We start from the raw sequence: 23545 nt of genomic DNA on the forward strand, positions 1-23545 counted from the left end.
TAAAGCACTAAAATAATTTTAATTCATATTCAGACTTTAAAATATTAATTATTTTTAATATCCAGTTCTACGTTACTTGCTTTTACACTCGAAATCGAACTCCCTTTAAATGTTGAATTTTTGATTTGATATGAATTTTTTGGATTATTTGAAAAAAAAGACATCCCTGGTCCTCCAAAATTCACAAATTTACAATTCAAAAAAACTGTATTACCATCTGCAAAGAAAAAATTTGTATTATTTCCATTAATAGTAGAATTTTCAACTTTAACTAGTCCAACTGCGCTTTGATAAGCAGATGGCTTTCCATTAAAATCCAGTGACGAATTATTCACATATATTTTTGCTGAACTATTATAATTTAAGAATGCGAGCGCATCTCCACTGTCATTACCATCATTTAAACCAACATTAACAGTACAATTGTTTAAATGAACTTCTGTTCCATCATTTAGTGCATTTACAATTCCAAAATTAAAATCTCTCATTTTTACATTCTCTAATTGAAAAAAAGTGGTTGCCTTTTCTTCAATATGAAGACATTTTGCGTATCCTTCTATATTCAATTTTTTTAAATATACTTTATATGGAAACAAAGAAAACTCAAATGTCAATGCTGATCTACTTCTTCGATTATTGCTTTTTTTTCCATAAAAAGAACAATCTTCAATTACAATATTGGCGTTAGCATTTATTTTTGCATGAAAAATTGCATCTCCAAATGCATCTAAATCTGACTTATTTGCAAATGGCGTCAGACCTCTACCACCTACATTTATAAATTTACATTGTTTGATTTTACTTTCCGAAACTTCATGAATTCTAATACCGTAACCCAGTATATTCTTAAATATACAATTTTCAATAGCTACTTTTTCAGCAATAAACTGTCCTCCTATATAAATATCATTATCATAAGAAGTAATTACTTCTGTGCTTTTCTGATTTATACCGTCAAATATCAGACCTGAAATAGCAATTGCTGTATCATAATTTTCTTCTGGATTTTCAAGTGTATTTATAGAATTGAATTCTCTACCTATAGATATAAAAACATGCTCTTTAAAAGATGTTAATTTATAGGCTGTAGCAACATCGTTAATTTTTGGCGTAATGGTTGCACCATTTGAGATAATATTAATTTTCTCGCCTCGCGACAAACTTACCCTTATACTTTTATTCAAGTTGTAGCTTTTGCTTGTTTTAGGCACATAAAGTGTTTGTTTATTTTTTATAGAATATATAATCGCTTTTTGAAAGGCCTCTGAATCATCAATAATTCCATTACCAATCGCGCCAAATTCTAAAACAGAAATAGGGTTTCCGCTTTTTTTTATTACAGTATTATTTATACCAAAACTAGAAAATGAAAAACTAATAAAGCTTAGTAATATTATTAATTTAATCTTCATTATTTTTTATATTTATGTAAATACGTTAATATTAATCTTCTTAAATGCTTTAATTTTTCAATTGCTTTAATTTTAAAATAAGTCTTAAAATCAATCATTTTATTGAAATATAAATTATCATAACACTTTAAAACTCCATAATGCATCTGCAATAAATTTGATGATAACCCCTTATCTCCAAAAGGACGTTTGAAATCAATGTTTTTTGCTCCAACATAATCCAGCTTGTAGAACCTATTCTTAAAAACAATACTCAACCACAAATAATAATCTTCTGAATATTTCATTTTTTCGTTAAATCCTCCATTAGCCCAAAAGCAATCTCTATCCAAAACAACACAAGGTGTAGATAAATAATTTCGTATAAGTAGTTTTTTAAATGAAACTTCCCCACTAAAATTATTTGGAATAGCCAAATATTTTGTCGCCGTAATTTTATATTCACTATTATTATCTAAAAACTCTTTTGAAATTCGAATATGATCCGAAAACCATTGATCATCACTATCAAGAAAAGCTATATGGCTAGAGGTAGCCAAGAGAACTCCATTATTTCGTGCTGCAGATGGTCCTTGGTTTTTTTGTTCAGACAGAATGAACTTGATTTGTTTACTGGAATTTTTAAAAAAATCTCTAATGATATTTACAGATTCATCTGTACTACCATCATCTACAACAATTACTTCATTTACAGTTTCTGTCTGAGTTAGTATAGATTCAAGACATACCTTAATCGTTTTTTCAGAATTATAACAAGGAATTATTGCTGAAATAGTTACTCCTGAATTCATATAATAGTTTTCAATTTTATAGCCAAGCTTGTTAAATCATTATCATTTTTGAATTTTGCGATATTTTTTCTAAAATTCACTAATTTTTCGTTAAATCCATCTCTTTTTAATCCATCAATAATAAGTTTAATATCATCTAAATTATTGCATAGAAAACCCATCTCGCCATAACTATCAAACAACCATTGAAAAAAATCGTTTTTTATTGATATTATTGGAACATCTAACCTAATAGCTTCAAAAATAGCTCCACTTGCACAAAGTTCATAAGCGGTATTGTCATAAAAAAAAATAATGAAATTTAATTTTGAAATTTCAATTTCAAAATTTTTTTGTGAAACGAAAGAGTCTGAATAAAGCTTTTTAACTAAATCCGTTTCAAAAGGATGAAGTTCAGGCAATATTTTTCCTATAGTAATAAAATTAATTTTGTCTTGAATGATATCCGCTTTATAATATTCTGCCAAAGAATATATATAATTAGAATTTTTAGATAACATCTGTGTTCCTATGGCACCTATATTTAATAATTGATCATTACTATTGTTTAAATCCTTCAAATAATAATCAACAGAAAAATTATATGGATGCAATATAGAATGAGTTCTTTTTAAGATACGATGACTTACAATTTTTTTTAAACTTTTTTTAATATTTTCTCCTAGTACAATATATTTAGTTTTTTTCGAGCTTAAATAAATTCCTGCTTTAAGAATAATTCCTAAAAACACTTCGGATTTACGTTTCCCACTAATTTTCAAGAACTCTAACTCTCCATGTAGAATAATTATATGTTTTGATTTCTTTTGAAATAATAGTAGAAAATTTAAAAAAAAATGTCCGGTTGGAAACAGACATGTCCATACAAACAACTCACTTTTAAGAAGTTTGCCTTTACGAAGTATCTTAACGATTTGAATGCATTCACCAATAATCTTCGATGTCCATTTAAATTTTTTTTCATCATAATACCCTTCAAAAGGTAAAAATTCAAGATTATTAAGCTGCTTATTACTTAAGCTCTCTTTTACTGCATTATTATGATTTGTTTCAGCATAAAATATTATTTTTTGAGAGGGATACAATCCAGAAATCATTTCAACAAAACAACTATTTACCTGAAAATGAACTTCTCCTGTATGGGTAACTTCACTAATTATTATAACATCATTCATTAAACATTTCTTTCTATTTTTTTATCAAAAATTGAATTATAAGGGACATAAAGATCATAATATGAATTAATTAAAGCACTAAATCTTGCCCATGAAAAAAGGGTCATTAATACAAAAGCAAAAATCATCTTTTTTTTATGTGCCTTATAATATAATAAAACGTAGCTAATTAAAAAAATCTCAAATATTAAAAAAGGAACTGACGCTCTTGCAAATATTGCTAAATCTTTTGCAAACAAAAAGTATATAATATTTCCTACTATATAAAGATTTAAGTAACCTTGAAAATAAACAAACCTCCCTTGTGATTTATTTTTTACATATAAAAACAAAGGAATTAAAATTAACCTTTTTACAATTCCCATTATATACAAAACAAGAAGATTACTGTTGGTATTTAATCCTTCACTATCATTGCTTAAATAATTATTAATCTTCTCTCCCACAAAACCTTCCAAACCTAAAGCTTTGAGTAGTAAATCTAAAACTATATTACCAAATCCTATTAATCCTAAGAAAATACTAAAGAAAATAATATAATAAAATGACTTATCAGTAAATTTCTTCCAATAAATATAATATGCAAAAAAGTATAATAATGATGAAGTGTGAATACTTGCAGCTAATCCTACAAATAATAAAAATAAAACAGGCTTTTTAGTTATTATAAACCAAGTACTAAAAAGCGTTAGAGAAATAGCTAAATTTTGACGAACTGCAAAAATGTCGGCAAAATAATAGCATAGATATAGAAAAACTAATGTGAAGAAAGTCTCCTTATGATATTTCAAAAAAAAGATAAATTTTAATGAAATACATAAAAAAGAAAGTATTAATAAAAAAACTGTATACTCTGATGTAAAGTCTCTAATAGTAGCTAGAAAAACAACAAAACCAGGCTCAAAATTAACTGCATAATCCTCTGAAAAATAATAGAAAGAGTCAAAATAAGATTCCCAATCAGTACCGGTTTTCCATCTTAAGCCTGCAAACATCCACAAAATTACAAATACAGATATACTACCAAGAAATAAGTAAATTTTTCTGTATAATACTGGTGTCCGTATATAATCTGTAAAACTTAAAGCTGCGAAGAAGAAAAATAAAACTATATATGTTATCAATATCTATTAAATCTGATTTATATTTAAAGCATAATGCATTAAATTATAGTAATTGCTTCTTTAAAGCTTCGAGGAATCTTATACCCCAGCGTAAATCTGGTTCCATATAATTACCCTCAGCCCACTCGTTCCAAGATTTAATAAAAATAATTTTATGTTCATCAGGTTTATCTTCTACAAGTTTAACCACATCCTTAACATGTCTTTCAAATATTTCAGGCGTAGAATTAGTCATAACAAGACCATCACGTCCACTTCTAGGTGTGTGATCCCATCCTGGGATTATACTAGGATAAACTTTTTGTTGTTTGTCAATTTCAGGTATGATAAACCACTTAGACATAGTCTCATAAGAATATGCATTGGGTATATTTCTAAATAATTTATTTAATTTACCAGACACTTTTGCAATAAACGATCTATTTTGCACAACGTATCTATTTAATCTTGTTGTGTTTACAGCATCAAGACCCGTTGACAATATATCCTGAACACTGTCATTCATATCATTATTGTGCCCAACAAAATGAATGCCTTTTAAATTATTTACTAAGGCTAATTCCCTCCAAGTCTTCATGAAGGCGATTACCTCAGGATTTGCCAATGGCTTATAAATCATAAATAATGGCTTTCCATCAACCGTTATATAACGCTTATCTTTGAATGCAGGTAAAACTTCATAAAAATGAGCTGTATAATCTTCAATCCCCGGATATAGCTGTTCTATTAAAATATTACGATTTACCAAACCATGATCAAAACCTTTCCAAGTTTCATTAGCCCAAGCTAAACAAAAAGGAAAATCAGGATCCCCTGAAGCTAAAACTTCATTAAATGGACGTTCTATAAGTCTTTTCCCATTACCAAACCAGTAATGCCAATAACAAAACCCTTCTACTCCATATTCGCTAGCCATCTCCGCCTGAGCTTTTCGAGTTTCTGACACACGTAAATCATAATAACCTAAATGCCCTGGTACTCTAGGTTGATAATGCCCTTTAAAAAGTGGTTTAGCTTTGCCTACATTAGTCCATTCTGTAAAACCTTTTCCCCACCATTTATCATTTTCTGGTATTGGATGATATTGTGGTAAGTAAAATGCTATTACCCTTGCTTTAGTTTTCATTACTTAATTTCTCTTATTATTCGAGCAGGATTTCCACCTGCCACACAGTTTTTTGGAATTGATTTTGTTACGACCGCATTTGCGCCAACTATTGAATTTTTACCAATGGTTACACCAGGCAAAACAACAACTCCTTCACCTAGCCAAACATTATCTTCAATAATAATTGGTCCTTTACTATATAATTTTCTTTGTGCCGGAGGCAATAATAAAGCCTCTTTTGTTATTTCTCCGTGAAAATGATCACTTATATAGACCTTACTAGCAAGCAAAACATTATTTCCTATGCTTATCCTATCTATAGCTCCTATATGACAATCCTTTTGAATAGAAACATTATCACCTATAATAATTTCAGGAGTAAATTTATCGCCTAAAAATTCATCAATCGCATCTAAACGCAAACGTTGATCAGCTCCTACATTTGTTCCGACGGAAATATACTTTCCACCCTTCAAATATAGTGGATAAGCAAAAGAAACACTTTCGCCTATATTTCTAAATTCTCTGGTATGCCAAAAGGTATATAGTAAATTAAAAAAAATATCAATAGTGATTGACATTTTTTTTGTGAAAATATAAGAGAAAATTATAACAATGTTTCTAATTATTTTTTTTAATATTCTCTTCATTTTATCAATTTTCTAAAAAAGAACAATAATAACATTGGATAAAAATATGGTTCATACCAATATTTTTTAAAAATGATTTTAAAGACTCCCTTAATCTCAAAATCAAAGTTTTCTTTCTTTGCAATTGTTAATGTAACAAACCATGGATAAACAAAATAGCGGCATAATCGATATTTCTCTAATTCATAATTAAAAAAGGATAATTTCTCCTGTTTGATTATAAACAAATATTTATTAACAAAAATATCAAATACATTATATCCCCCTTTTTTATTTGGAATTGCAACATCAAATAAATCTTCAAAATAAATTACAGTTGGCTTTTTATTATTTACTATTTGATATGTCCAATCTACTTGCGTAAATTGCAAATGTGCGTAACGTTCCTTATTTTCAATTTTAACAAAATCCTCACGCCAAACACCAAAATTTGCTATCCAAGTACTCCCAAAACTTGCCTGTGCAATATATGCTTCTTTTGAACTAACTTCTCTAACGCAATTTGAATTAAGAAACATATTTGAATAGAAAAAAATATTTTTTTTATCTTGTAAATGTTCTGCAATTTTATTAATTATTGTCTGTAAGCAATTTTTCTTAAAAGAAAGGGTATCGTTAAACAATCTCACATAAGCTCCTGTAGCATAACTTAATGCAATAGAAAAATTTACATCTCTCACATTTACCTCATTTCGATAATATTTTACTAAGGGATATTTCCCAACAACTTCCATTGTGTTATCCGTGGAGCAATTATCCGATACTATCACTTCTATTAGATCAGCATCAAAATCTGGATTAGAGAAAAGTGATTTTAGGGTATTATCTAAAACTTCGGCTCTATTATAAGTAGGAATACATAGAGATAATAAAATATCATTATTCATAATAAAAAGATTACGCTGTAATTATAATTAAATTGACTTAAAAAAATCTTTTAGCACCTTTTTTATAAACTCTGAGACCAATAAAACCTTAAATCCTAAACGTTCTAAAAATGTTTTAAACCTAACATTTATAACTTTATTAGAATATCCATTATAAAATGATAATCCAATCTGTAATAATTCTTTTTTAGAAATATTTTTTGGATCCATATAATAGTGAATGCATAATTCATTATTGCTCATTATATTTTTAAATTCGAATGTAGCCAAGTTTAATTCTCGAAAAAAAGATTTTATTATTAATTTTCTTTTTTCTAATTCAGAAATTGATAATGATTGAATATGACTCTCAAAATTTATTGCTAATTTTAATCTAGATTCCGGAGAAAAAAAAGCTTTTTTAGAATTTCCTTTAGTAGTTGCTGATTTATGTTTAGTGATTCTTTCCACACCTCTTTCAGGAGAAAATATTGAATCATAATATACAGCTCCATCTCCTAGCAAACTTAATTCTGCAAAGACAAATTCAAGTGGAAATAAATCAACAAACTCATAATCCGAAAATCTTTTAACAGCATCTATTGCTTTCCAATCATTATTTCTAAAAAAATAACCTGTTGGATGCCTTGTGATATAACCTAATTTATTTAATGCCTTAATTCCAGATGGAAAAGTTTCAAATAATATTTTAGAATCTAAATTAAATTCACAATAACCAAAAGATACTGCTGAATTTTCTCTAAGAAATGTTTTAAATTTATCTATTTTTTGCCTATCAATATGATCATGATCAGTAGAATAGACTAAATACTCACCTCTACCTTTATCCAAAACATTCATCATATTAAATAAGGCTCCTTTATTTACTCCGTTGGAATGCAAAGAAAGTCTTGTATCATCTATATTTTGCAAAATACTTAAAGTTTCGTCTGTAGAGCCATTGTCTAAAACTACAACTTCAATATTTTGATCATCATTTTCTAAAATACTTGTTACAAGCCTATGAACACTCTTTGCATTATTATAAGTTGGAATGCAAAAACTAATTTGTATGTTATTCATAAATAAATTCTAATGAAGTATATTGTTTAATGAAGACTTAATTATACCTCCTTTGTCTAGCTCAATCACTTCTGTACAAAAACCAAGTGTATTTAATCGATGAGCGATTACCAATATAGTAATGTCTTTACTTAAATTCTCTATAGAATCTAAAACTTCCTTTTCTGTTTTACTATCTAGTGCACTCGTAGCTTCATCTAAAATAATCAAGCTTGCTTCTTTATATAAAGCCCTAGCAATACCAATACGTTGACATTGTCCTCCTGATAATTGTACTCCTCTTTCGCCTACTCTTGTGTCATATTTTAGTGGCCAACTATCGATAATTTCTGCAAGCTGTGCTTGTTCTGCTGCACGTCTAACTCGATTTTTGTCTATTAACTCAGTAGGGATCCCGAAAGCTATATTACTTTCAATTGTATTATCAGCAAGAAAAACTATTTGGGGTACGTGCGCAATATGGGCTTGCCATGAACGACAATTAGATTCTGTTATTAACTGTCCATCAACTTTAATATTTCCTTCAGATGGATTTAATAGCCCCATTACAATATCAAGCAAAGTACTTTTTCCACAACCTGTTGTTCCAATAAATCCAATGCGAGCACCCTTAGTAATTTTTAAATCAATATTTTTCAAAATTAAAGGTGTGTTTTCATTATAACGAAATGAAACGTTATTAACTGTTATATCCCTCTTGAACGGAACAGGTAGAGACACTGCTTCATCTATATTTTCCGGATAAGGTTGTTCTAGCAAATCTATCACATCTTTCAATGATGCTTGTGAACCAGTTATTGTAGACCATGCAGCATACAATTGTTGCGCATTTGGCAGCAATCGTTGTAAACCAAGTGTTAAAGCTGCTAAACTCGGCATCGCTTTTGCAAAACCTCCTGATATTGTAAGAGTATAAGAAACAAATGCAATAAGTACCATTCCTAAAGAAACCAAAATAAAATTTGGTATTTGACCAATAATTTGATTAGTTCCCTGAGCTCGACGTAAAACTGAGTTTGTATTATTATATGTTGTACAAAAATTTTCCTGACTATTATCAATTAGAACATCCCTTATACCACTTAAGCCTTCTTGTAAATTTTTAATAATATTATTTGATTCACGCGCAATAGTTACACTATTAATTTTTAATTTTTCTTTAGTCAACTTAATAATTACACCATAAACAATAATTAAACCACCTATAGCCATTAAAGCAACATTTGGCGTAACTACCAAGAGTGTTACAACTAATGTAATACAAAGTATTGTTGAACTTATCAAATTAAATACAGGCATCAGAATATAAAAAATAACCTCACTTACTTTAACCCATATCCCATTAATTACATCACTACTATTACGAGAAACATGAATCGAATAAGGCTGATATAAAGTACGTTTATAAATATCATTACTCAGATCCCTACCGAGTGCAAAAGACAAGCGTACGGAAACCCAAGTAGACATTATCCTCATTGCCCCTGCAAGAATTACAGCTAAGCAGAAAAAAATAGTAACAGCAGCAATTATCTGATCTGTAGCAGTAATATTGAATGTTTTCAAGAAAGGTAAAATAAATGGTACATCAAGAATCTTATTCGGATCCATAAGCACACCAAAGAAAGGGAATACTGCTCCAATACTTAAAATTTCTGCAAATGATGCAAGTATCATTAAGATAATTAAAAATATAAAATGCAATCGTCTTGTTTTACCAATATACTGCCAAAGTTTTTTAATATTTTTAAATATAGAATCTGTCATTGTTTATAAATCTTAAATTGTTTATTGCTGAATAAAATATACTATATGGCTTTATTGCTTTTAACAATCCAATTAAACATTCTTTCTATTCCTTCCAATGAAGATACTTCAGGTTTCCAGTTTAATATGTTTTTAGCTTTTTCTACGTCAGCTACAAAAACACGTTGATCACTTTCACGTACGGGCAATTTAGTATAATCTAATTTCGTTTGCGAAATACTTTCAAGCATCGTAAATAATTCTAACAATGAGAGACTATTGTTCGCACCTCCACCAACATTAAATGCTTGTCCTTTTGCTTTGTCTATATTTGTTATAGCTGCTAAATAAAGTCTTTTCATATCATCAGCATGAAGTACATCTCGAACTTGCTTCCCACTTCCAGAAATAGTAAATGGTTCCGCATTAAGTAAATTCTTAGCCTCAAAAGCTTTTTGACAAAACCATCCAATCCAACCTTGATCATAAGTAGCAAATTGACGACCACCATACATAGATGAATGTCTAAACACAACAGTGTTTAAATCAAAAATTCTAGCATAATCTAGCATATATTGATCAGCAGCACCTTTAGAGCATCCATAAGGAGAGTGAAAATCAAGTTGTGTCTTTTCATCGAATCCATTTGGCTTTTCAATGCATTCAAATCTATAATCTGTTTCATTATATGAATATTGCTCTAAATCTCCATATACTTTATTTGTTGACGAATATACTACTATAGCATCTTTTGCATACAATCTAACAGCTTCCAACAAATTAACTGTTCCTAGTACGTTGATTTCAAAATCCATTCTAACATTTGCAATAGATGTTTTCATAGCAACTTGTCCAGCTAAATGAAAAATGGCATCTGGCTGAAAAGATTGTATTACACGAGTAATATCATTTTGATTTCTAATATCACCGTGTTCAAATTTAAATTTACCCTGACTCTGAAGCCATGTCAAATTTAAACGAGACCCTTCCCTGTACAGATTATCAAACAAAAAGACTTCATCCCCTCTCAATATTGCATCTGAAGCTAAATTGCTGCCTAAAAATCCACAACCTCCAGTAATTAGTAATTTCATTATTTTTGATCTTTAATTGTTAAAATTAATCCCTCTTCTAAACTAAATTTACAGTACCATCCTAATTCTTTCAAGGCAGTAATATTAGCCTTTGATTTCATTACTTCTCCTACTCGATATGGCACAGCTCCAAATTCTAGATTAATATTTGATTCTGTAATTTTATGAACCGTTTCTACAAATTTTCTAATAGTAACAGATTTACCGCTTCCCACATCATATTGTGAGAAATATTCATCAACAAGCTTCTCTCGATTTAGTACTGCTATATATGCTGAAACGACGTCATCTATATAGATAAAGTCTCTACTTTGTTCACCAAGTGTCAATTTAAGTGATGTCGTATTTGAAATGCAATTATTAATGACATATGATGTAAATTTAGAATCATCATCACCTGGACCATAAAAATGTTCTAACCGCATATTTATGAATTCAATTCTATTTCTCATGGAATAAAACTTACCCCAATCAAGAAGATGGTTTTTTGAAAGCGAATATAAATTAAGAAACTTGTCAAGAATAGTATCTGTATTAATAAATTTACTCACATTTGCAACACTTGCACCATCAAGTAATTTTAACGGAAAACTTGTATTTGCATCAAAAATTTCCCAAGGTGTTTCATTATTTCTTCCGTAACTTGTGGCGGTATGAATTACAACATCTATTTTATGGATATCTTGAAAAAAAGTCAAGAAATCAATATTTTCTATATCATAAAGATATATTTTAGGTAAAATTGTTTCAATTCTTTTTAATGAAGAAGATTTTCTTTTTAAGGCTACAACTTTATAACCCTGACTAACTAATTCTATAGCTAGATTACTTCCTAAAAAACCAGTAACTCCTGTAATTAAAATTGTTTTAGTATTCATTAAGAATATTTCTCTTTATTTAAGAATTTAAGTATTCGCGAATTACATTTGCAATATAATCATAGTGAGTTTCATTTAATCCCGGCCACACCCCTAACCAAAAAGATTGATTCATAATGGTATCCGTATTTGTTAAATCGCCAACAACACGGTGTTCGATATTTGCATATGCAGGTTGTCTTAATAAATTACCTCCAAATAACAATCGTGTGCCAATTTTATTTTTTTCTAAATGCTGTACTAACATATGACGGTCATTTGCATCACCTTCTCTAAGTGTCAATAAAAATCCAAACCAAGATGGCTCTGAATTTGGAGTTGGCTCTGGAAGTATAAATACTTCTTCAAACTCCTTCATACGCTCATATAACGCAGCATAATTTTCTTTTCGTCTTTGTACGAACTGATCTATTTTTTTTATTTGTGAAACCCCAAAAGCAGCTTGCATATCAGTTACTTTAAGATTAAACCCAATATGCGAATAGGTATATTTATGATCATATCCGTAAGGTAATGTCCCTAATTGTTGTCCAAAACGGCAACCACAAGTATCATCTTTTCCTGGTTCGCAATAACAATCACGACCCCAGTCACGGAAGCTTTCTGCTAATTTTGATAAAACTGGGTTATTTATTAAAACTGCTCCACCTTCACCCATGGTAATATGATGTGCCGGATAAAATGAGAACGTTGCAATATCACCAAATGTTCCTGTTTTTTTACCTTTATAAGTTGCTCCAAGCGAATCACAATCGTCTTCAACTACCCAAAGATTATATTTTTTAGCAACACGCATTACTTCATCCAAATCAAATGGATTCCCTAAAGAATGTGCAATCATTATCGCCTTAGTTTTTGGAGTAACAGCAGCTTCAAGCATATCTGTTTTTACGTTATGTGTAGCAATATCTACATCAATAAATACGGGGATGGCACCAAATTGGATTATTGGATTTACAGTAGTAGGAAAACCTGCTGCTACAGTAATCACTTCATCACCTGGTTTAATAGCTCTATCACCTAATTTCGGAGATGTCAAAGCATAAAATGCCACCAAATTAGCAGAGGATCCTGAATTAACTAATAATGATCGATGTGCCCCAAAATAATCCGCAAAATCAGCTTCAAATTTATTCGCAAAACGACCTGCAGTTAACCAACCATCAAGAGCAGCATCTACTCCCATTAAAATATCCTCTTCATCTAATACTTTACCAGTAACTGGTATGTAATTTTCTCCCGCAATAATAACTTGGGTAGACTTCTTTCTTGCTATTTCTCTTAAACTATTTAATAGCGAATCTTCTTTTAAGTTTTGTAACATAATAATTTATCTTTAACAGTAATTTTATTTATTTTATGTTGCTTCCATTGCTATTGGCTTAGCAAATGGTTCCATTTCTGTAATTGGTCTTCCAAAAGCAATTTTGGGATATGTATTTGTGTGAGGATTTATCATAACTTGTAGTAATTGCGGTTTGTTTTCATTTTCAACATCCCATAGCCAATTAACTGCATTTTCAATTTCCTTCTGATTTTCGATTGTTTTTGAATCTATTCCATAGGCTATAGCCACTTTAGCAAAATCAGGCGCATCATAACCCCAATAGGTTGATTGATAACGAGATTCAAAATAACTATCTTGAAATTGTCTTATCATCCCCAGAGTTCTATTATTCAAAACGATAATTTTTATTGGAAGTTTATTTCGAACAATCGTTTGTAATTCTTGAATATTAATTTGCATGCAACCATCTCCTACAAGAACAACTACCGGTTCTTTATTTAATGCAATGCTTGCTCCAATTCCAGCTGGTAATGAAAATCCCATGGCACCCATTCCGCCTGAAGTTAAAAATTGCTGATCTTTATAAATTTCTAACGATTGTGCTGCCCACATTTGATGGCTTCCAACATCTGCTAAATAAACTTTAGCTTTTTTCGATTTATTAGAAAGCAAATGCATAAATACATTTGGATTGATTCCTTTTGCATCAAGCTCTTTAATATCTGGCCATTTATTTTTTAAATCATTGATACGCTCATTCCACTCTTTTTTTGATCTAAAAGAAGTGTTGAACCCCGCTTTTTCAAATTCATTAAAGAAAAACTTCAAATCAGTTATAATTGCTTCGCAACCCTTAACTCGATTATTCACTTCCCCTTTTTCACAATCAATATGATATATTTTTCTATTTTCAATAAATTTAGTATCTGCTCCAGTTTGCCTAATATCTAGCCTACTTCCTAAAACAATGAGTAAGTCACATTCCCCAAAAGCAATATTAGCCCATCTATTACCATAACTTCCGATAAATCCAACACGTTGTAAATTATCATAAGCTATTGTATCTAAACCTAATAATGTTGTAATAACTGGGATTTTAGTTTTTTCAATAAAAGCGACAAATTGTTCTTGGCTTTTACTAGCCTTTATACCTCTTCCTGATAATATAAGAGGTTTTTTAGCTTTTTTAATATCTTCAATTAAATCTTCTAAAATAGTAGAATCAATTTCTAAATATTTAATGTTATTATCAATAAGAGAATTATCTTCAATTTGAATACGCTGGATATCCATAGGAATATCAATAAGAACAGGTCCCGGTCTTCCTTCTAATGCAATTTTAAAAGCGCTTTCAAATATATTTGGTAAATCATTTGCATCATTTACATGAAAACAGGCTTTAGTTATTGGTTTAGCCATTGTAACAATATCTGTTTCCTGAAAACCTAATTGTCTAATTTCTCTATCCCCTTTTAGTTCATGTCTATTAACTTGACCCGTAATAAAAATAGCAGGTGTAGAATCAAAATAACAACTTCCTATTCCTGTTAATAGATTTGTTGCGCCTGGTCCGGATGTAGCTAGTGCTATCCCCGGTAAACCTGTAACTCTGGCATATCCCTCAGCAGCAAAAGCAGCACCTTGCTCGTGATGCATTGTGATAATATTAATATCAGTTTTTTGATTTAATGAATCAAGTATATGTGTTATCATTCCTCCTGATAACTCAAAAACACTTTTAATTCCTTTTTTCATCAAAAATTCAGCAATAAAATCAGAAGCTTTCATGATAATTTATTTTTTTAAATAATGTTTTAAAGTATTCTGCAAAGCAATTTCAAAATTTGAAAATTCAATTTCACCAATTTGAGAACTAATTTTTTTAATATCCCCTTCCATATGCATTGATTGCCCTGCTCTATAATTTAAAGCTCCAAAGTTTAAAATAAATTTTGGATTAATATGATTTTTGATATTCTCAATTAATGATTTGATTGTTATGGTTTGATTTGAAGAAATGTTATAAATCCCCGAATCTATTTTCATAGTTACTATTTTTCTCATTATCTCTGCATAATCCTTTACATATAAATATGCATATTTTTGCTCTCCTGAAGTAAAATCCATTTCTTTCTCATTCAACATTGAATTTATTAAAGAAGGAATTAACCAATTTGAGTTTTCTTTTTCTCCAAATAATGAAAATAATCGCAACCAAACCCAATCAATATTATTGAGAGAACAGAATGTTTCCATGATTTGCAAACAAGCTAACTTCGTTGATGCATAAGCATTTAAAGCATTTACAGGATAATCTTCATTAACTTTTTCGTTAATAAGCCCATATTCCGCTTGTGAACCTAAAAAAACGATTTTTTTTACGTCTAGTTCTTTTGCTATCTCTAATAAGGTAACAAAAAAAGATATATTTTTCGATTGTTCGCCCCAGTTATTTCTTGTATGCGACTCAACACCTATCCAGGCTCCATGAACAATTGTATCAAATGAATGTTTTTTTAATTGATTGACAAACATTCCTTCATCATCAATATCAACCCATTCTATGTTTTCCTTAAATTCATTACATCTCCAAATATCAGAGCTCTTACGTTTCAACCCTACTACACCAATATTATTCGCTATAAGATGCTCAGCTATATGAGAACCTAAAAAACCTGTAACACCAGTTATTAAAACTTTATGCATTAATAAAATTAATAATTTGAGATTCTGTAAATGAATTAATATTAATAAGATTATTATTAAATTGACTATACCAATCCATAGTGATACTTACAGCTTTTTCAGCATTCATTTTAGGCTGCCATTTCAACTCAGAAATTGTTTTGCTTATATCTAATTTCAATAGTCCGGCTTCATGTGGCTGAGTTTCATCCTTTTCAATAATGTATTCACCTTTACCCCAACTTTTAATTGTTAATTTTAGCATGTCTTCAACTGGTAATGCATCAGATAAATGAGGTCCAAAATTGTATGCTTGATTAAATTCTAAAGGTTTTTCAGCTAAATTAGCACCTAATAATAAGTATCCAACAACTGGCTCTAAAACATGTTGCCAAGGTCTTACTGAATTTGGATTTCGAATAATTACAGGTTTTTCACTTGCAAATGCTTTTGCTACGTCCGGTATTAAACGATCTTTAGACCAATCTCCTCCACCAATTACATTCCCTGCTCTTGCGACAGCAATAGACTTATTGTGAGTGTCATAAGTTTTATTATTAAAAAAAGAATTACGATATGAGTCAATTAATAATTCTGCACAGGCTTTACTGGCGCTGTAAGGGTCATAACCACCTAACCTATCATTTTCACGATAAGGATAGATCCATTCATTATTATGATAAACTTTATCTGTTGTAATAAGTACCACATCACATTTATTTTTTAATAAACGAACTCCATCAAGAACATTTGCAGTCCCAATAACATTCACTTCGAATGTTTCAGCAGGAATATCATAGGATAATCGAACTAAAGGTTGGGCTGCCAAATGAAAAACGAAATCAGGTTGAAAATCAATAATTTCTTTCTCTAACCTTTTTTTATCCCTGAGATCAGCTATAACAGAATTACAAATAGAATTTCCATTTATTAAATGAAATAAATCATCTTTTGTGTTTGGTTCTAACGCATAGCCTTTGATTTCTGCACCGAGTAAAGATAAGGTTTTTAGCATCCAGGATCCCTTAAAACCGGTATGACCTGTAAGAAAAACTTTTTTCCCACTATAAGTGTGCTTTAATTGTTGAAATAATGAATCTACCATGTTTTCCATTTTGCATTTCCGGAACTCCACATTGCTTCTAATTCAACTCTATCTCTTAAAGCATCCATACACTTCCAGAATCCTTCATGTTTATAAGCTGCCAATTGTTGATCCTGAGCAATAGCTCCTAAAGGCTCTTTCTCCCATTGTACATCTTCTACATCTCCTTCAAGATATTTAAATATTCCTGGCTCTAAAACAAAAAAACCACCATTTATCCACATGCCATCACCTGCAGGTTTTTCTACAAAACTATCAACTTCACCTTGTGAATTAATCTCAAGATTACCAAAACGTCCTGGAACCTGTACACTTGTTAAAGTGGCTAATCTACCATGTGATTTATGAAATTTAAGTAATGCTGATAAATCTACATCAGCAACACCATCACCATATGTCAACATAAAGGTTTCGTCTTTTACATATTTTTGAATACGTTTCAGCCTACCTGCAGTATTCGTATAAAGCCCCGTATCAATCAACGTCACTTTAAATGATTCTGTCTCTGAATAGTGTACATTGATATTATTATTCGCTAATTCTATAGTCACATCAGAATTATGCAAATAATAATTGTAAAAATACTCTTTAATAAAAGTCGCTTTATATCCTAAACAAATTATAAATTCATCATAACCATGTTGCTCAAACATTTTAAGTATATGCCATAGTATAGGCTTACCTCCAATTTCGACCATTGGCTTAGGTCTAGCCTCTGTTTCTTCCATAAGGCGAGTACCGAAACCACCTGCAAAAATTACTACTTTCATTATTTATATTTTTTTATATTCTTTTATATTTCTATGCTAATATCATCAGTCAATGGGTAACTGCAACAGAGTAAGAATTCATTATCTTTTAAATCAGTCCTAGGTTTATCTAAACCTATCATTTTTACCTTACCTGATATAACGGTACCTTTGCAAGTACTACAATTCCCTGTTTGGCATGAATAAGGTAATTCTAAACCAGCTTCCAAAGCTTCTTCTAAAATAGAATTACCACTAGTTATAAAGATTTTATTATTTACTCCTTTAAAATTTAAAAATATTTCCTGATCTATTATCTCTTTAAAATCTTCTGGGTTTTTAACTAATTCAAAGTCTTCAGAAAAGACATTTTCAATACTTTCCCCTAAGCTAAGTAATGATTCTCTTACTGTATTTTTAAGCCCAACGGGACCACATATATAATTTCTAAAAGGAGACTCAATATTACTTACTAATTTCTGTACAAAATTAGAATCAATCCTGCCACGATAATTATGCGAATCCTCATCAAAGAATTCTTCTTTAGAATAAAAACTATAAATCTTAAAACGTTCAGAATAAATTTCTTTTAACTTCTCTAATTGGTCTTTAAATATTACAGATGAATTAGATTTATTTCCATAAACTAAATATATATTAATTAAAGGCTGGGTTTCTAATAACCCTTTAATCATAGAAAACAATGGTGTAATCCCACTACCTACACCCCAAAATACAGCAGACTTTATCGATTCATCTGGTTCAAAAACAAAATCTCCTAAAGGTTCTTGTACCTCGATAACATCATCAACTTTAACATTATCATTTATGTAATTTGAGACAATACCTTCAGGCACTCTTTTTATTGTAACATCTAGCGTTGAATTAACTAAAGGATTTGAAGAAAAAGAATACGGTCTGATATATCTTCTTCCATTAATTCTGAATTGAAGTGTAAGATATTGGCCAGCTAAATATTTGATTTTTTTTAATCCTGGCTGTTTAAAACATATTGTTACAGTATCATCTGTCTCGATTCGAACTTCCTGAACTTTTAAAGTATAACTTTTCATTTAAACGATATAAAAAATACGCTTATTATTACCATGTCATGATCTGACTGATAATGCGTCTTAAAATAATAATAACAGTCACTAAAAAACCTGCTAAAAAACCTCCAATTAAGATACCTTTTGCTTTACTAAAACGTTCTTTATGTAAAGGAAGAATAGGTCTATCTATTACCTGAATTAAAGGAGTTTCTTTTCTTAGAGTAACTTTTGCAAGTTCTGATTGTTTAACCAGTTCAGTTAATATCGCAGTATTTGCCTGCACATCTACTTGCTTTCTAGCTGAAGGTGCCCTACGAACATTCATTGCTGGATTCAAATTAAAGGTATTATCATTTGCTACTGCCACTCCTGTAATAGATCCATTTAACTCTCCTCGGATTGAGTCTACCTGACGGTCTAATATTGCCATATTAATTCTGGCTTTTTTACTTTTAGTTTCAACGTAAAACCTACCAACTTCTTTAGCCAAAGCTTCGCAAAAATACTTTGCAAATAACTCGTTTCCAGAAACCATATCAATACTAATAATTGCAACTTTTTTATCTTTTTGACCAACTGTTAGTCCTCCTTTAGATAATGCATCATATAATACACCTAAAATACTGTCATGCACACGAGTAAAATTATTACGATTAGCGCCGGGAAGAAAATTAATATTACTGAGTTTGGGATTTTCTTTCCATCCTTCCCTCATTTTATTAATATCAAGATACATTTCTGCCAAAGAAATACTTTTACCATTATAGTTAACTGGGTTTAGAAGTGTCTGTTCAACCATTCTGCGAGATTTGAACAGTTCTGTTAAATTAGAGCCACTAAATATATTGCCACCACTTCCTCCCAAATCTAACCCAAGGGAACTTGCTAGTCCTAAAGCTCCTCCTAAGCCACCCCCACCTGATTTATCATCTTCTAATACAAATGACAAAGTTGCTGTATAAGTTGGTTTTTGCATAAGGGAATAAGTTAATCCCAAAGCAGCCCCTAATATTCCTGACAATACAATAATTTTCCATTTTGATAATAAAAACCTAAACCATTCTTGTATTTTTTTCAACAATTCTTTTAACGAGATTTCATCGTTTTCCAGTGGTATATTCTCCATCAAAATTATTTATTTAAAAGCAGTAACAATTAACAATGCTAAACTAGCAAGAACACTTCCAATGCCTGCCCATTCTCCCGCACTCATTCTCTTCATTTCAGGTTTTTCCGGCACCACTATTTGAGAATCTGGAGTTACTTTTGGATAAGACCTGAAAAACAAAAATGATCCTGTTACAGAAGCTTTACCGTTTGGATAAATAATATATGCCTTTTTCTTCCATCCTTTATAATCTACACCTCCAACAGCATTTATATAATACTTAAATCCTTTTCCCGCTCTATAAGGAATTTCAGATGTAAGCAATACGTTTCCAGTTACTTTTACTCCTTCATTATAAACTGCTACTTCAATTTCATCGCCTGGAAATAAAGTAACATTTGAATAATGGTTTTTATCTTTTACAATTTTTTCCCAATTTACAGGGATTGTAGCATACTTTAATTCATCTCTAAGCTTTTTAGATAATTTAGAATTAAGTGTGTCTTTTTGTTTTAGGTTAAGCCCTTCTTCTTCTGTTGTTAGTTTTTTATCCAGGTTAAGGTTGATACTTTCTAACTGCTCAATCTGCTCCTCTTTAATTGGTCTCTTTATTTTCATACCATCTAAGTTGGCAATGGACGTTAATCCTCCTGCTCTCATCACCACATTATAAACTGTTTCTTTTTTGTTAGCTAAAACATATTTACCAGGGTAGCTCACAGCACCACTTACTTTAACCATTTCTGGTTTTTCATAAACTGCCATTTTTCGTATATTAATAACATCAAAAGGTTTTAGCACAAAATTTTTAATTTGTTCATTATTGTCTGCAGTAATTTCAAGCTCAACCAATTCAATACGTTTTGGATCAGAGTCATCAATCATATCAGACTTTACCATTCTTGCAATTTCAACCCTTTTAGATGCTGAACCTGTTAACCCACCAACTTGAACGACCAAATCATTTAAAGTTAAATTCTCGAAATATTCATATTCTCCAGGATTTTTAACTTCACCATCAATTGTTACTTTATACTCCTCTCTGAATTCCAGAATAGAATAAACCGTAACAATATCTTCTCTTCTTAATTCTACATCAGAATTTAAATCCCCTGATAAAGCAGCACTTAAATCAACATTTACAATTTCTGTCGTCAAATCTGTTTTTAAACGAATAATTCTTGCTCTTTTTGTGTAAGCATCTTCTTTAAGTCCTTCAGATCTTGTTATAAGATCTGAAATTCTCATTCCTTCGCTATAAGAATAATAATCTGGTCTGAAAACGGCTCCTTCTATTTTTATACGATTTTCAAATCTATTTAAAATTTTAGTAACTCTAAAAACATCTCCAGATTGCGGCAAATAGGAATTATATTCACTTTCATTTATATCATGTATTTTAAACTCTTTTCCAGTTTTTTGCATTACGTTTACAGATGAAGTATAGGCAAATTCATTAAATCCCGAAGCAAAAGATAATAAATCTGAAAATGTTTCTCCGTTTTTCATTTCAAAAATACCTGGACGTTTTACTTCGCCTTCAACCACTACTCTTTGACTATATGCTGGAATTCTAATAACATCATTATCTCTTAAATTCACGTTATCTGACTGATCACCCTTAACTAAAAACTTATAAATATCTACGTTTTTATAAACCTTGTTATTACGAATTAATTCAATATTTCTATAACTTCCATTTTTACCGGGACCACCGGCTAAATGCAATGCATTGTAAACAGACGCGAGAGATGAAATAGAATAATTACCTGGCTGTTTTCCTCCAACGATTGTTACTTTAATTGTTCTGATATCACCTAGACTAACACTAACTTGCGACTGTCCAGTCCTAACTGTACTATATACTCTTGCTATCGCTGCTTTTATTTTTTGTGTAGCTGCTTCAATTGACATTCCTGCAACTGCAATTTGCCCCACATTCTGAATCGCAATTTTGCCTTCGAAATTTACAGGAACGGTATCATCAAATTGCTGAATACCATAAACACTCACCTCCAATTTATCACCCGGTCCCAAAATATAATTTATTGGAGTTGCCATTTTTAAATCCGGTTCAAAATTCAAGGTAGGATTATCAAATAATTCAGATCCAAAAATCAAGGCATTTAATGAATCCTTTATTTTTTCATTTTTAATTTTGTCTTGTTTTCTTTTAAATTCAGATTCTTTATCTGTCTTTTTTAATTTATCCTCTTTGTCTTTATCTTTGTCTTTATCTTTGTCCTTATCTTTATCTTTTGAATATTTTTTTTCATATTCTGTAATTCGAGCTTTTAATTTATCAAATTCTGCCTGACTCATACCTTTTGATAAAACCATAGATTCGACATCATCAATAGTTGCCTTATTACTTTTTAACTGACTAATAATTTTAGAAATTTCGTCATCTGACAAATAATCAACTTTTACAGTACTTAAATCTTTAGACTTTATTATATCCTGAGCATTGGCATTAAAAGACATTAGCAAAGTAAAAAATAAAGAAAGTACGTATATTATTTTTTTCATATTGGAGTTAATTAACCTTAACGTTAGTTTTAAAAAAACTTCTTTATTTATGAATATTGTTTTTGATAATAATCTTTATAAGAACCTGAAGTAACATTTTCTAGCCATTCTTCATTATCCAAATACCAATTAATTGTTTTTTCTAACCCTTCTTCAAAAGTCACAGAAGGTTTCCATCCCAATTCTTTATTGATTTTTGAAGCATCTATTGCATAACGTAAATCGTGACCAGGCCTATTTTTAACGTAGGTTATCAACTTTTCAGAAACACCTTCATCTCTTCCTAATTTTTGATCCATAATTTGGCATAATAATTTTACTAAGTCAATATTTTTCCATTCATTAAACCCACCGATGTTATAGGTTTCATGATTTTTTCCTTCATGAAAAACCAAATCAATTGCAATAGCATGATCTTCAACAAAAAGCCAATCACGAGTATAATTTCCATCTCCATAAACCGGTAATGGTTTGTTATTAATGATATTGTTAATAAAAAGAGGAATCAGCTTTTCGGGGAAGTGGTAAGAACCATAATTATTTGAACAATTCGTTAAAACATATGGTAAACCATAAGTTTCACCATAAGCCCTAACAAAATGATCAGAACTGGCTTTAGAAGCTGAATAAGGTGAATTTGGATCATAGGATGTAGTCTCTGTAAAAAGTCCTTCCGTTCCAAGCGAACCATAAACTTCATCAGTACTTATATGATAGAAACGTTTGTCTTCAAAATTATTTTTCCATTGATTTTTTGCTGCATTTAATAAATTCATAGTTCCAATTACATTTGTTTTAACAAATGCTAATGGATCTTCAATTGAACGGTCAACATGGGACTCAGCTGCTAGATGTAAAATACCTTCAAAATTATGCAATGAGAAAAGTTCATTTATAAAAGACTCATCAACAATATCACCTTTTATAAAAGTATAATTTGGTTGATTTTCAATATCTTTAATGTTTTCTAAATTTCCCGCATAAGTTAACGCATCTAAGTTAAATATTTGGTATTCAGGATGTTTATTTACAAAACGTCTCACAACATGAGATCCAATAAAACCAGCACCACCAGTTATAAGAATTTTTTTCATTTTAAAAT

General features: G+C 30.2%; 20 protein-coding genes. All 20 read right to left on the reverse strand.

Going from position 1 to position 23545, the window contains the following annotated elements; translation table 11 throughout:
• Window positions 1-44: 44 nt before the first annotated feature.
• The 20 genes from KHA90_RS12885 to rfbB are packed head-to-tail and all read right to left on the reverse strand — an operon-like array spanning window position 45 to window position 23537.
• The gene (locus KHA90_RS12885; protein WP_213300550.1) at window positions 45-1412 is read right to left on the reverse strand and encodes a hypothetical protein; all 1368 of its coding nucleotides are present in this window, start codon (window positions 1410-1412) and stop codon (window positions 45-47) included.
• Window positions 1412-2203 (reverse strand): glycosyltransferase family 2 protein, encoded by a 792-nt coding sequence (locus KHA90_RS12890; RefSeq protein WP_213300560.1) that lies wholly within the window; start codon window positions 2201-2203, stop codon window positions 1412-1414. The genes KHA90_RS12885 and KHA90_RS12890 overlap by 1 nt, the downstream gene beginning before the upstream one ends.
• Entirely contained in the window at window positions 2200-3378 is a 1179-nt protein-coding gene (locus KHA90_RS12895; protein WP_213300562.1) for a hypothetical protein, read from the reverse strand. Before KHA90_RS12895 ends, KHA90_RS12890 begins: the two co-directional genes overlap by 4 nt.
• The gene (locus tag KHA90_RS12900) at window positions 3378-4502 is read right to left on the reverse strand and encodes an EpsG family protein (protein ID WP_262899362.1); all 1125 of its coding nucleotides are present in this window, start codon (window positions 4500-4502) and stop codon (window positions 3378-3380) included. The genes KHA90_RS12895 and KHA90_RS12900 overlap by 1 nt, the downstream gene beginning before the upstream one ends.
• 43 nt (window positions 4503-4545) lie before the next feature.
• Window positions 4546-5628, reverse strand: a complete 1083-nt coding sequence (locus KHA90_RS12905) for a glycosyltransferase WbsX family protein (RefSeq protein WP_213300566.1) — start codon at window positions 5626-5628, stop codon at window positions 4546-4548.
• Window positions 5628-6260: an acyltransferase gene (locus tag KHA90_RS12910; protein ID WP_213300568.1), complete on the reverse strand. Its 633-nt coding sequence runs from the start codon at window positions 6258-6260 to the stop codon at window positions 5628-5630. The genes KHA90_RS12905 and KHA90_RS12910 overlap by 1 nt, the downstream gene beginning before the upstream one ends.
• Window positions 6257-7147 (reverse strand): glycosyltransferase family 2 protein, encoded by an 891-nt coding sequence (locus KHA90_RS12915; RefSeq protein ID WP_213300570.1) that lies wholly within the window; start codon window positions 7145-7147, stop codon window positions 6257-6259. The genes KHA90_RS12910 and KHA90_RS12915 overlap by 4 nt, the downstream gene beginning before the upstream one ends.
• Before the next feature lie 27 nt (window positions 7148-7174).
• Window positions 7175-8209, reverse strand: a complete 1035-nt coding sequence (locus tag KHA90_RS12920; protein ID WP_213300572.1) for a glycosyltransferase family 2 protein — start codon at window positions 8207-8209, stop codon at window positions 7175-7177.
• A 9-nt stretch (window positions 8210-8218) separates the two neighbouring features.
• Window positions 8219-9976: an ABC transporter ATP-binding protein gene (locus KHA90_RS12925; protein ID WP_213300574.1), complete on the reverse strand. Its 1758-nt coding sequence runs from the start codon at window positions 9974-9976 to the stop codon at window positions 8219-8221.
• Between the two features lie 41 nt (window positions 9977-10017).
• Entirely contained in the window at window positions 10018-11049 is a 1032-nt protein-coding gene (locus tag KHA90_RS12930; RefSeq protein ID WP_213300575.1) for a GDP-mannose 4,6-dehydratase, read from the reverse strand.
• Window positions 11049-11927, reverse strand: coding sequence for an NAD-dependent epimerase/dehydratase family protein (locus KHA90_RS12935; protein WP_213300577.1), 879 nt, complete (start codon window positions 11925-11927; stop codon window positions 11049-11051). Before KHA90_RS12935 ends, KHA90_RS12930 begins: the two co-directional genes overlap by 1 nt.
• A gap of 19 nt (window positions 11928-11946) precedes the next feature.
• Window positions 11947-13251 (reverse strand): lipopolysaccharide biosynthesis protein RfbH, encoded by a 1305-nt coding sequence (gene rfbH, locus KHA90_RS12940; RefSeq protein WP_213300579.1) that lies wholly within the window; start codon window positions 13249-13251, stop codon window positions 11947-11949.
• A gap of 33 nt (window positions 13252-13284) precedes the next feature.
• Window positions 13285-15003 carry a thiamine pyrophosphate-binding protein gene (locus tag KHA90_RS12945; protein WP_213300581.1) on the reverse strand — a complete coding sequence of 573 codons (1719 nt, stop codon included), beginning with the start codon at window positions 15001-15003 and terminating at the stop codon, window positions 13285-13287.
• 6 nt (window positions 15004-15009) lie between these two features.
• Window positions 15010-15921, reverse strand: coding sequence for an NAD-dependent epimerase/dehydratase family protein (locus KHA90_RS12950; protein WP_213300583.1), 912 nt, complete (start codon window positions 15919-15921; stop codon window positions 15010-15012).
• Window positions 15914-17005, reverse strand: a complete 1092-nt coding sequence (rfbG, locus tag KHA90_RS12955; protein ID WP_244860317.1) for a CDP-glucose 4,6-dehydratase — start codon at window positions 17003-17005, stop codon at window positions 15914-15916. The genes KHA90_RS12950 and rfbG overlap by 8 nt, the downstream gene beginning before the upstream one ends.
• The gene (gene rfbF / locus KHA90_RS12960; protein WP_213300601.1) at window positions 16999-17775 is read right to left on the reverse strand and encodes a glucose-1-phosphate cytidylyltransferase; all 777 of its coding nucleotides are present in this window, start codon (window positions 17773-17775) and stop codon (window positions 16999-17001) included. Before rfbF ends, rfbG begins: the two co-directional genes overlap by 7 nt.
• 23 nt (window positions 17776-17798) lie before the next feature.
• Window positions 17799-18827 (reverse strand): ferredoxin--NADP reductase, encoded by a 1029-nt coding sequence (locus KHA90_RS12965; protein ID WP_213300604.1) that lies wholly within the window; start codon window positions 18825-18827, stop codon window positions 17799-17801.
• A gap of 28 nt (window positions 18828-18855) precedes the next feature.
• The gene (locus tag KHA90_RS12970; RefSeq protein WP_213300606.1) at window positions 18856-19932 is read right to left on the reverse strand and encodes a Wzz/FepE/Etk N-terminal domain-containing protein; all 1077 of its coding nucleotides are present in this window, start codon (window positions 19930-19932) and stop codon (window positions 18856-18858) included.
• A gap of 9 nt (window positions 19933-19941) precedes the next feature.
• A complete protein-coding gene (locus KHA90_RS12975; RefSeq protein ID WP_213300623.1) occupies window positions 19942-22443 on the reverse strand; it encodes an SLBB domain-containing protein in 2502 nt (833 codons plus the stop codon).
• 47 nt (window positions 22444-22490) lie between these two features.
• Window positions 22491-23537: a dTDP-glucose 4,6-dehydratase gene (gene rfbB / locus KHA90_RS12980; protein ID WP_213300626.1), complete on the reverse strand. Its 1047-nt coding sequence runs from the start codon at window positions 23535-23537 to the stop codon at window positions 22491-22493.
• Between the last annotated feature and the right edge of the window lie 8 nt (window positions 23538-23545).

This window comes from Flavobacterium psychroterrae (assembly GCF_018380615.1).
In the GTDB taxonomy this organism is placed as follows: Bacteria; Bacteroidota; Bacteroidia; order Flavobacteriales; family Flavobacteriaceae; genus Flavobacterium; species Flavobacterium psychroterrae.

What these genes read in the sequence shown, in the direction of transcription:
- KHA90_RS12885 (WP_213300550.1), bottom strand. Translation starts at nt 1,412, where the DNA reads ATGAAGATTAAATTAATAATATTACTAAGCTTTATTAGTTTTTCATTT.
- KHA90_RS12890 (WP_213300560.1), bottom strand. Translation starts at nt 2,203, where the DNA reads ATGAATTCAGGAGTAACTATTTCAGCAATAATTCCTTGTTATAATTCT.
- KHA90_RS12895 (WP_213300562.1), bottom strand. Translation starts at nt 3,378, where the DNA reads ATGAATGATGTTATAATAATTAGTGAAGTTACCCATACAGGAGAAGTT.
- KHA90_RS12905 (WP_213300566.1), bottom strand. Translation starts at nt 5,628, where the DNA reads ATGAAAACTAAAGCAAGGGTAATAGCATTTTACTTACCACAATATCAT.
- KHA90_RS12910 (WP_213300568.1), bottom strand. Translation starts at nt 6,260, where the DNA reads ATGAAGAGAATATTAAAAAAAATAATTAGAAACATTGTTATAATTTTC.
- KHA90_RS12915 (WP_213300570.1), bottom strand. Translation starts at nt 7,147, where the DNA reads ATGAATAATGATATTTTATTATCTCTATGTATTCCTACTTATAATAGA.
- KHA90_RS12920 (WP_213300572.1), bottom strand. Translation starts at nt 8,209, where the DNA reads ATGAATAACATACAAATTAGTTTTTGCATTCCAACTTATAATAATGCA.
- KHA90_RS12925 (WP_213300574.1), bottom strand. Translation starts at nt 9,976, where the DNA reads ATGACAGATTCTATATTTAAAAATATTAAAAAACTTTGGCAGTATATT.
- KHA90_RS12930 (WP_213300575.1), bottom strand. Translation starts at nt 11,049, where the DNA reads ATGAAATTACTAATTACTGGAGGTTGTGGATTTTTAGGCAGCAATTTA.
- KHA90_RS12935 (WP_213300577.1), bottom strand. Translation starts at nt 11,927, where the DNA reads ATGAATACTAAAACAATTTTAATTACAGGAGTTACTGGTTTTTTAGGA.
- rfbH (WP_213300579.1), bottom strand. Translation starts at nt 13,251, where the DNA reads ATGTTACAAAACTTAAAAGAAGATTCGCTATTAAATAGTTTAAGAGAA.
- KHA90_RS12945 (WP_213300581.1), bottom strand. Translation starts at nt 15,003, where the DNA reads ATGAAAGCTTCTGATTTTATTGCTGAATTTTTGATGAAAAAAGGAATT.
- KHA90_RS12950 (WP_213300583.1), bottom strand. Translation starts at nt 15,921, where the DNA reads ATGCATAAAGTTTTAATAACTGGTGTTACAGGTTTTTTAGGTTCTCAT.
- rfbG (WP_244860317.1), bottom strand. Translation starts at nt 17,005, where the DNA reads ATGGTAGATTCATTATTTCAACAATTAAAGCACACTTATAGTGGGAAA.
- rfbF (WP_213300601.1), bottom strand. Translation starts at nt 17,775, where the DNA reads ATGAAAGTAGTAATTTTTGCAGGTGGTTTCGGTACTCGCCTTATGGAA.
- KHA90_RS12965 (WP_213300604.1), bottom strand. Translation starts at nt 18,827, where the DNA reads ATGAAAAGTTATACTTTAAAAGTTCAGGAAGTTCGAATCGAGACAGAT.
- KHA90_RS12970 (WP_213300606.1), bottom strand. Translation starts at nt 19,932, where the DNA reads ATGGAGAATATACCACTGGAAAACGATGAAATCTCGTTAAAAGAATTG.
- KHA90_RS12975 (WP_213300623.1), bottom strand. Translation starts at nt 22,443, where the DNA reads ATGAAAAAAATAATATACGTACTTTCTTTATTTTTTACTTTGCTAATG.
- rfbB (WP_213300626.1), bottom strand. Translation starts at nt 23,537, where the DNA reads ATGAAAAAAATTCTTATAACTGGTGGTGCTGGTTTTATTGGATCTCAT.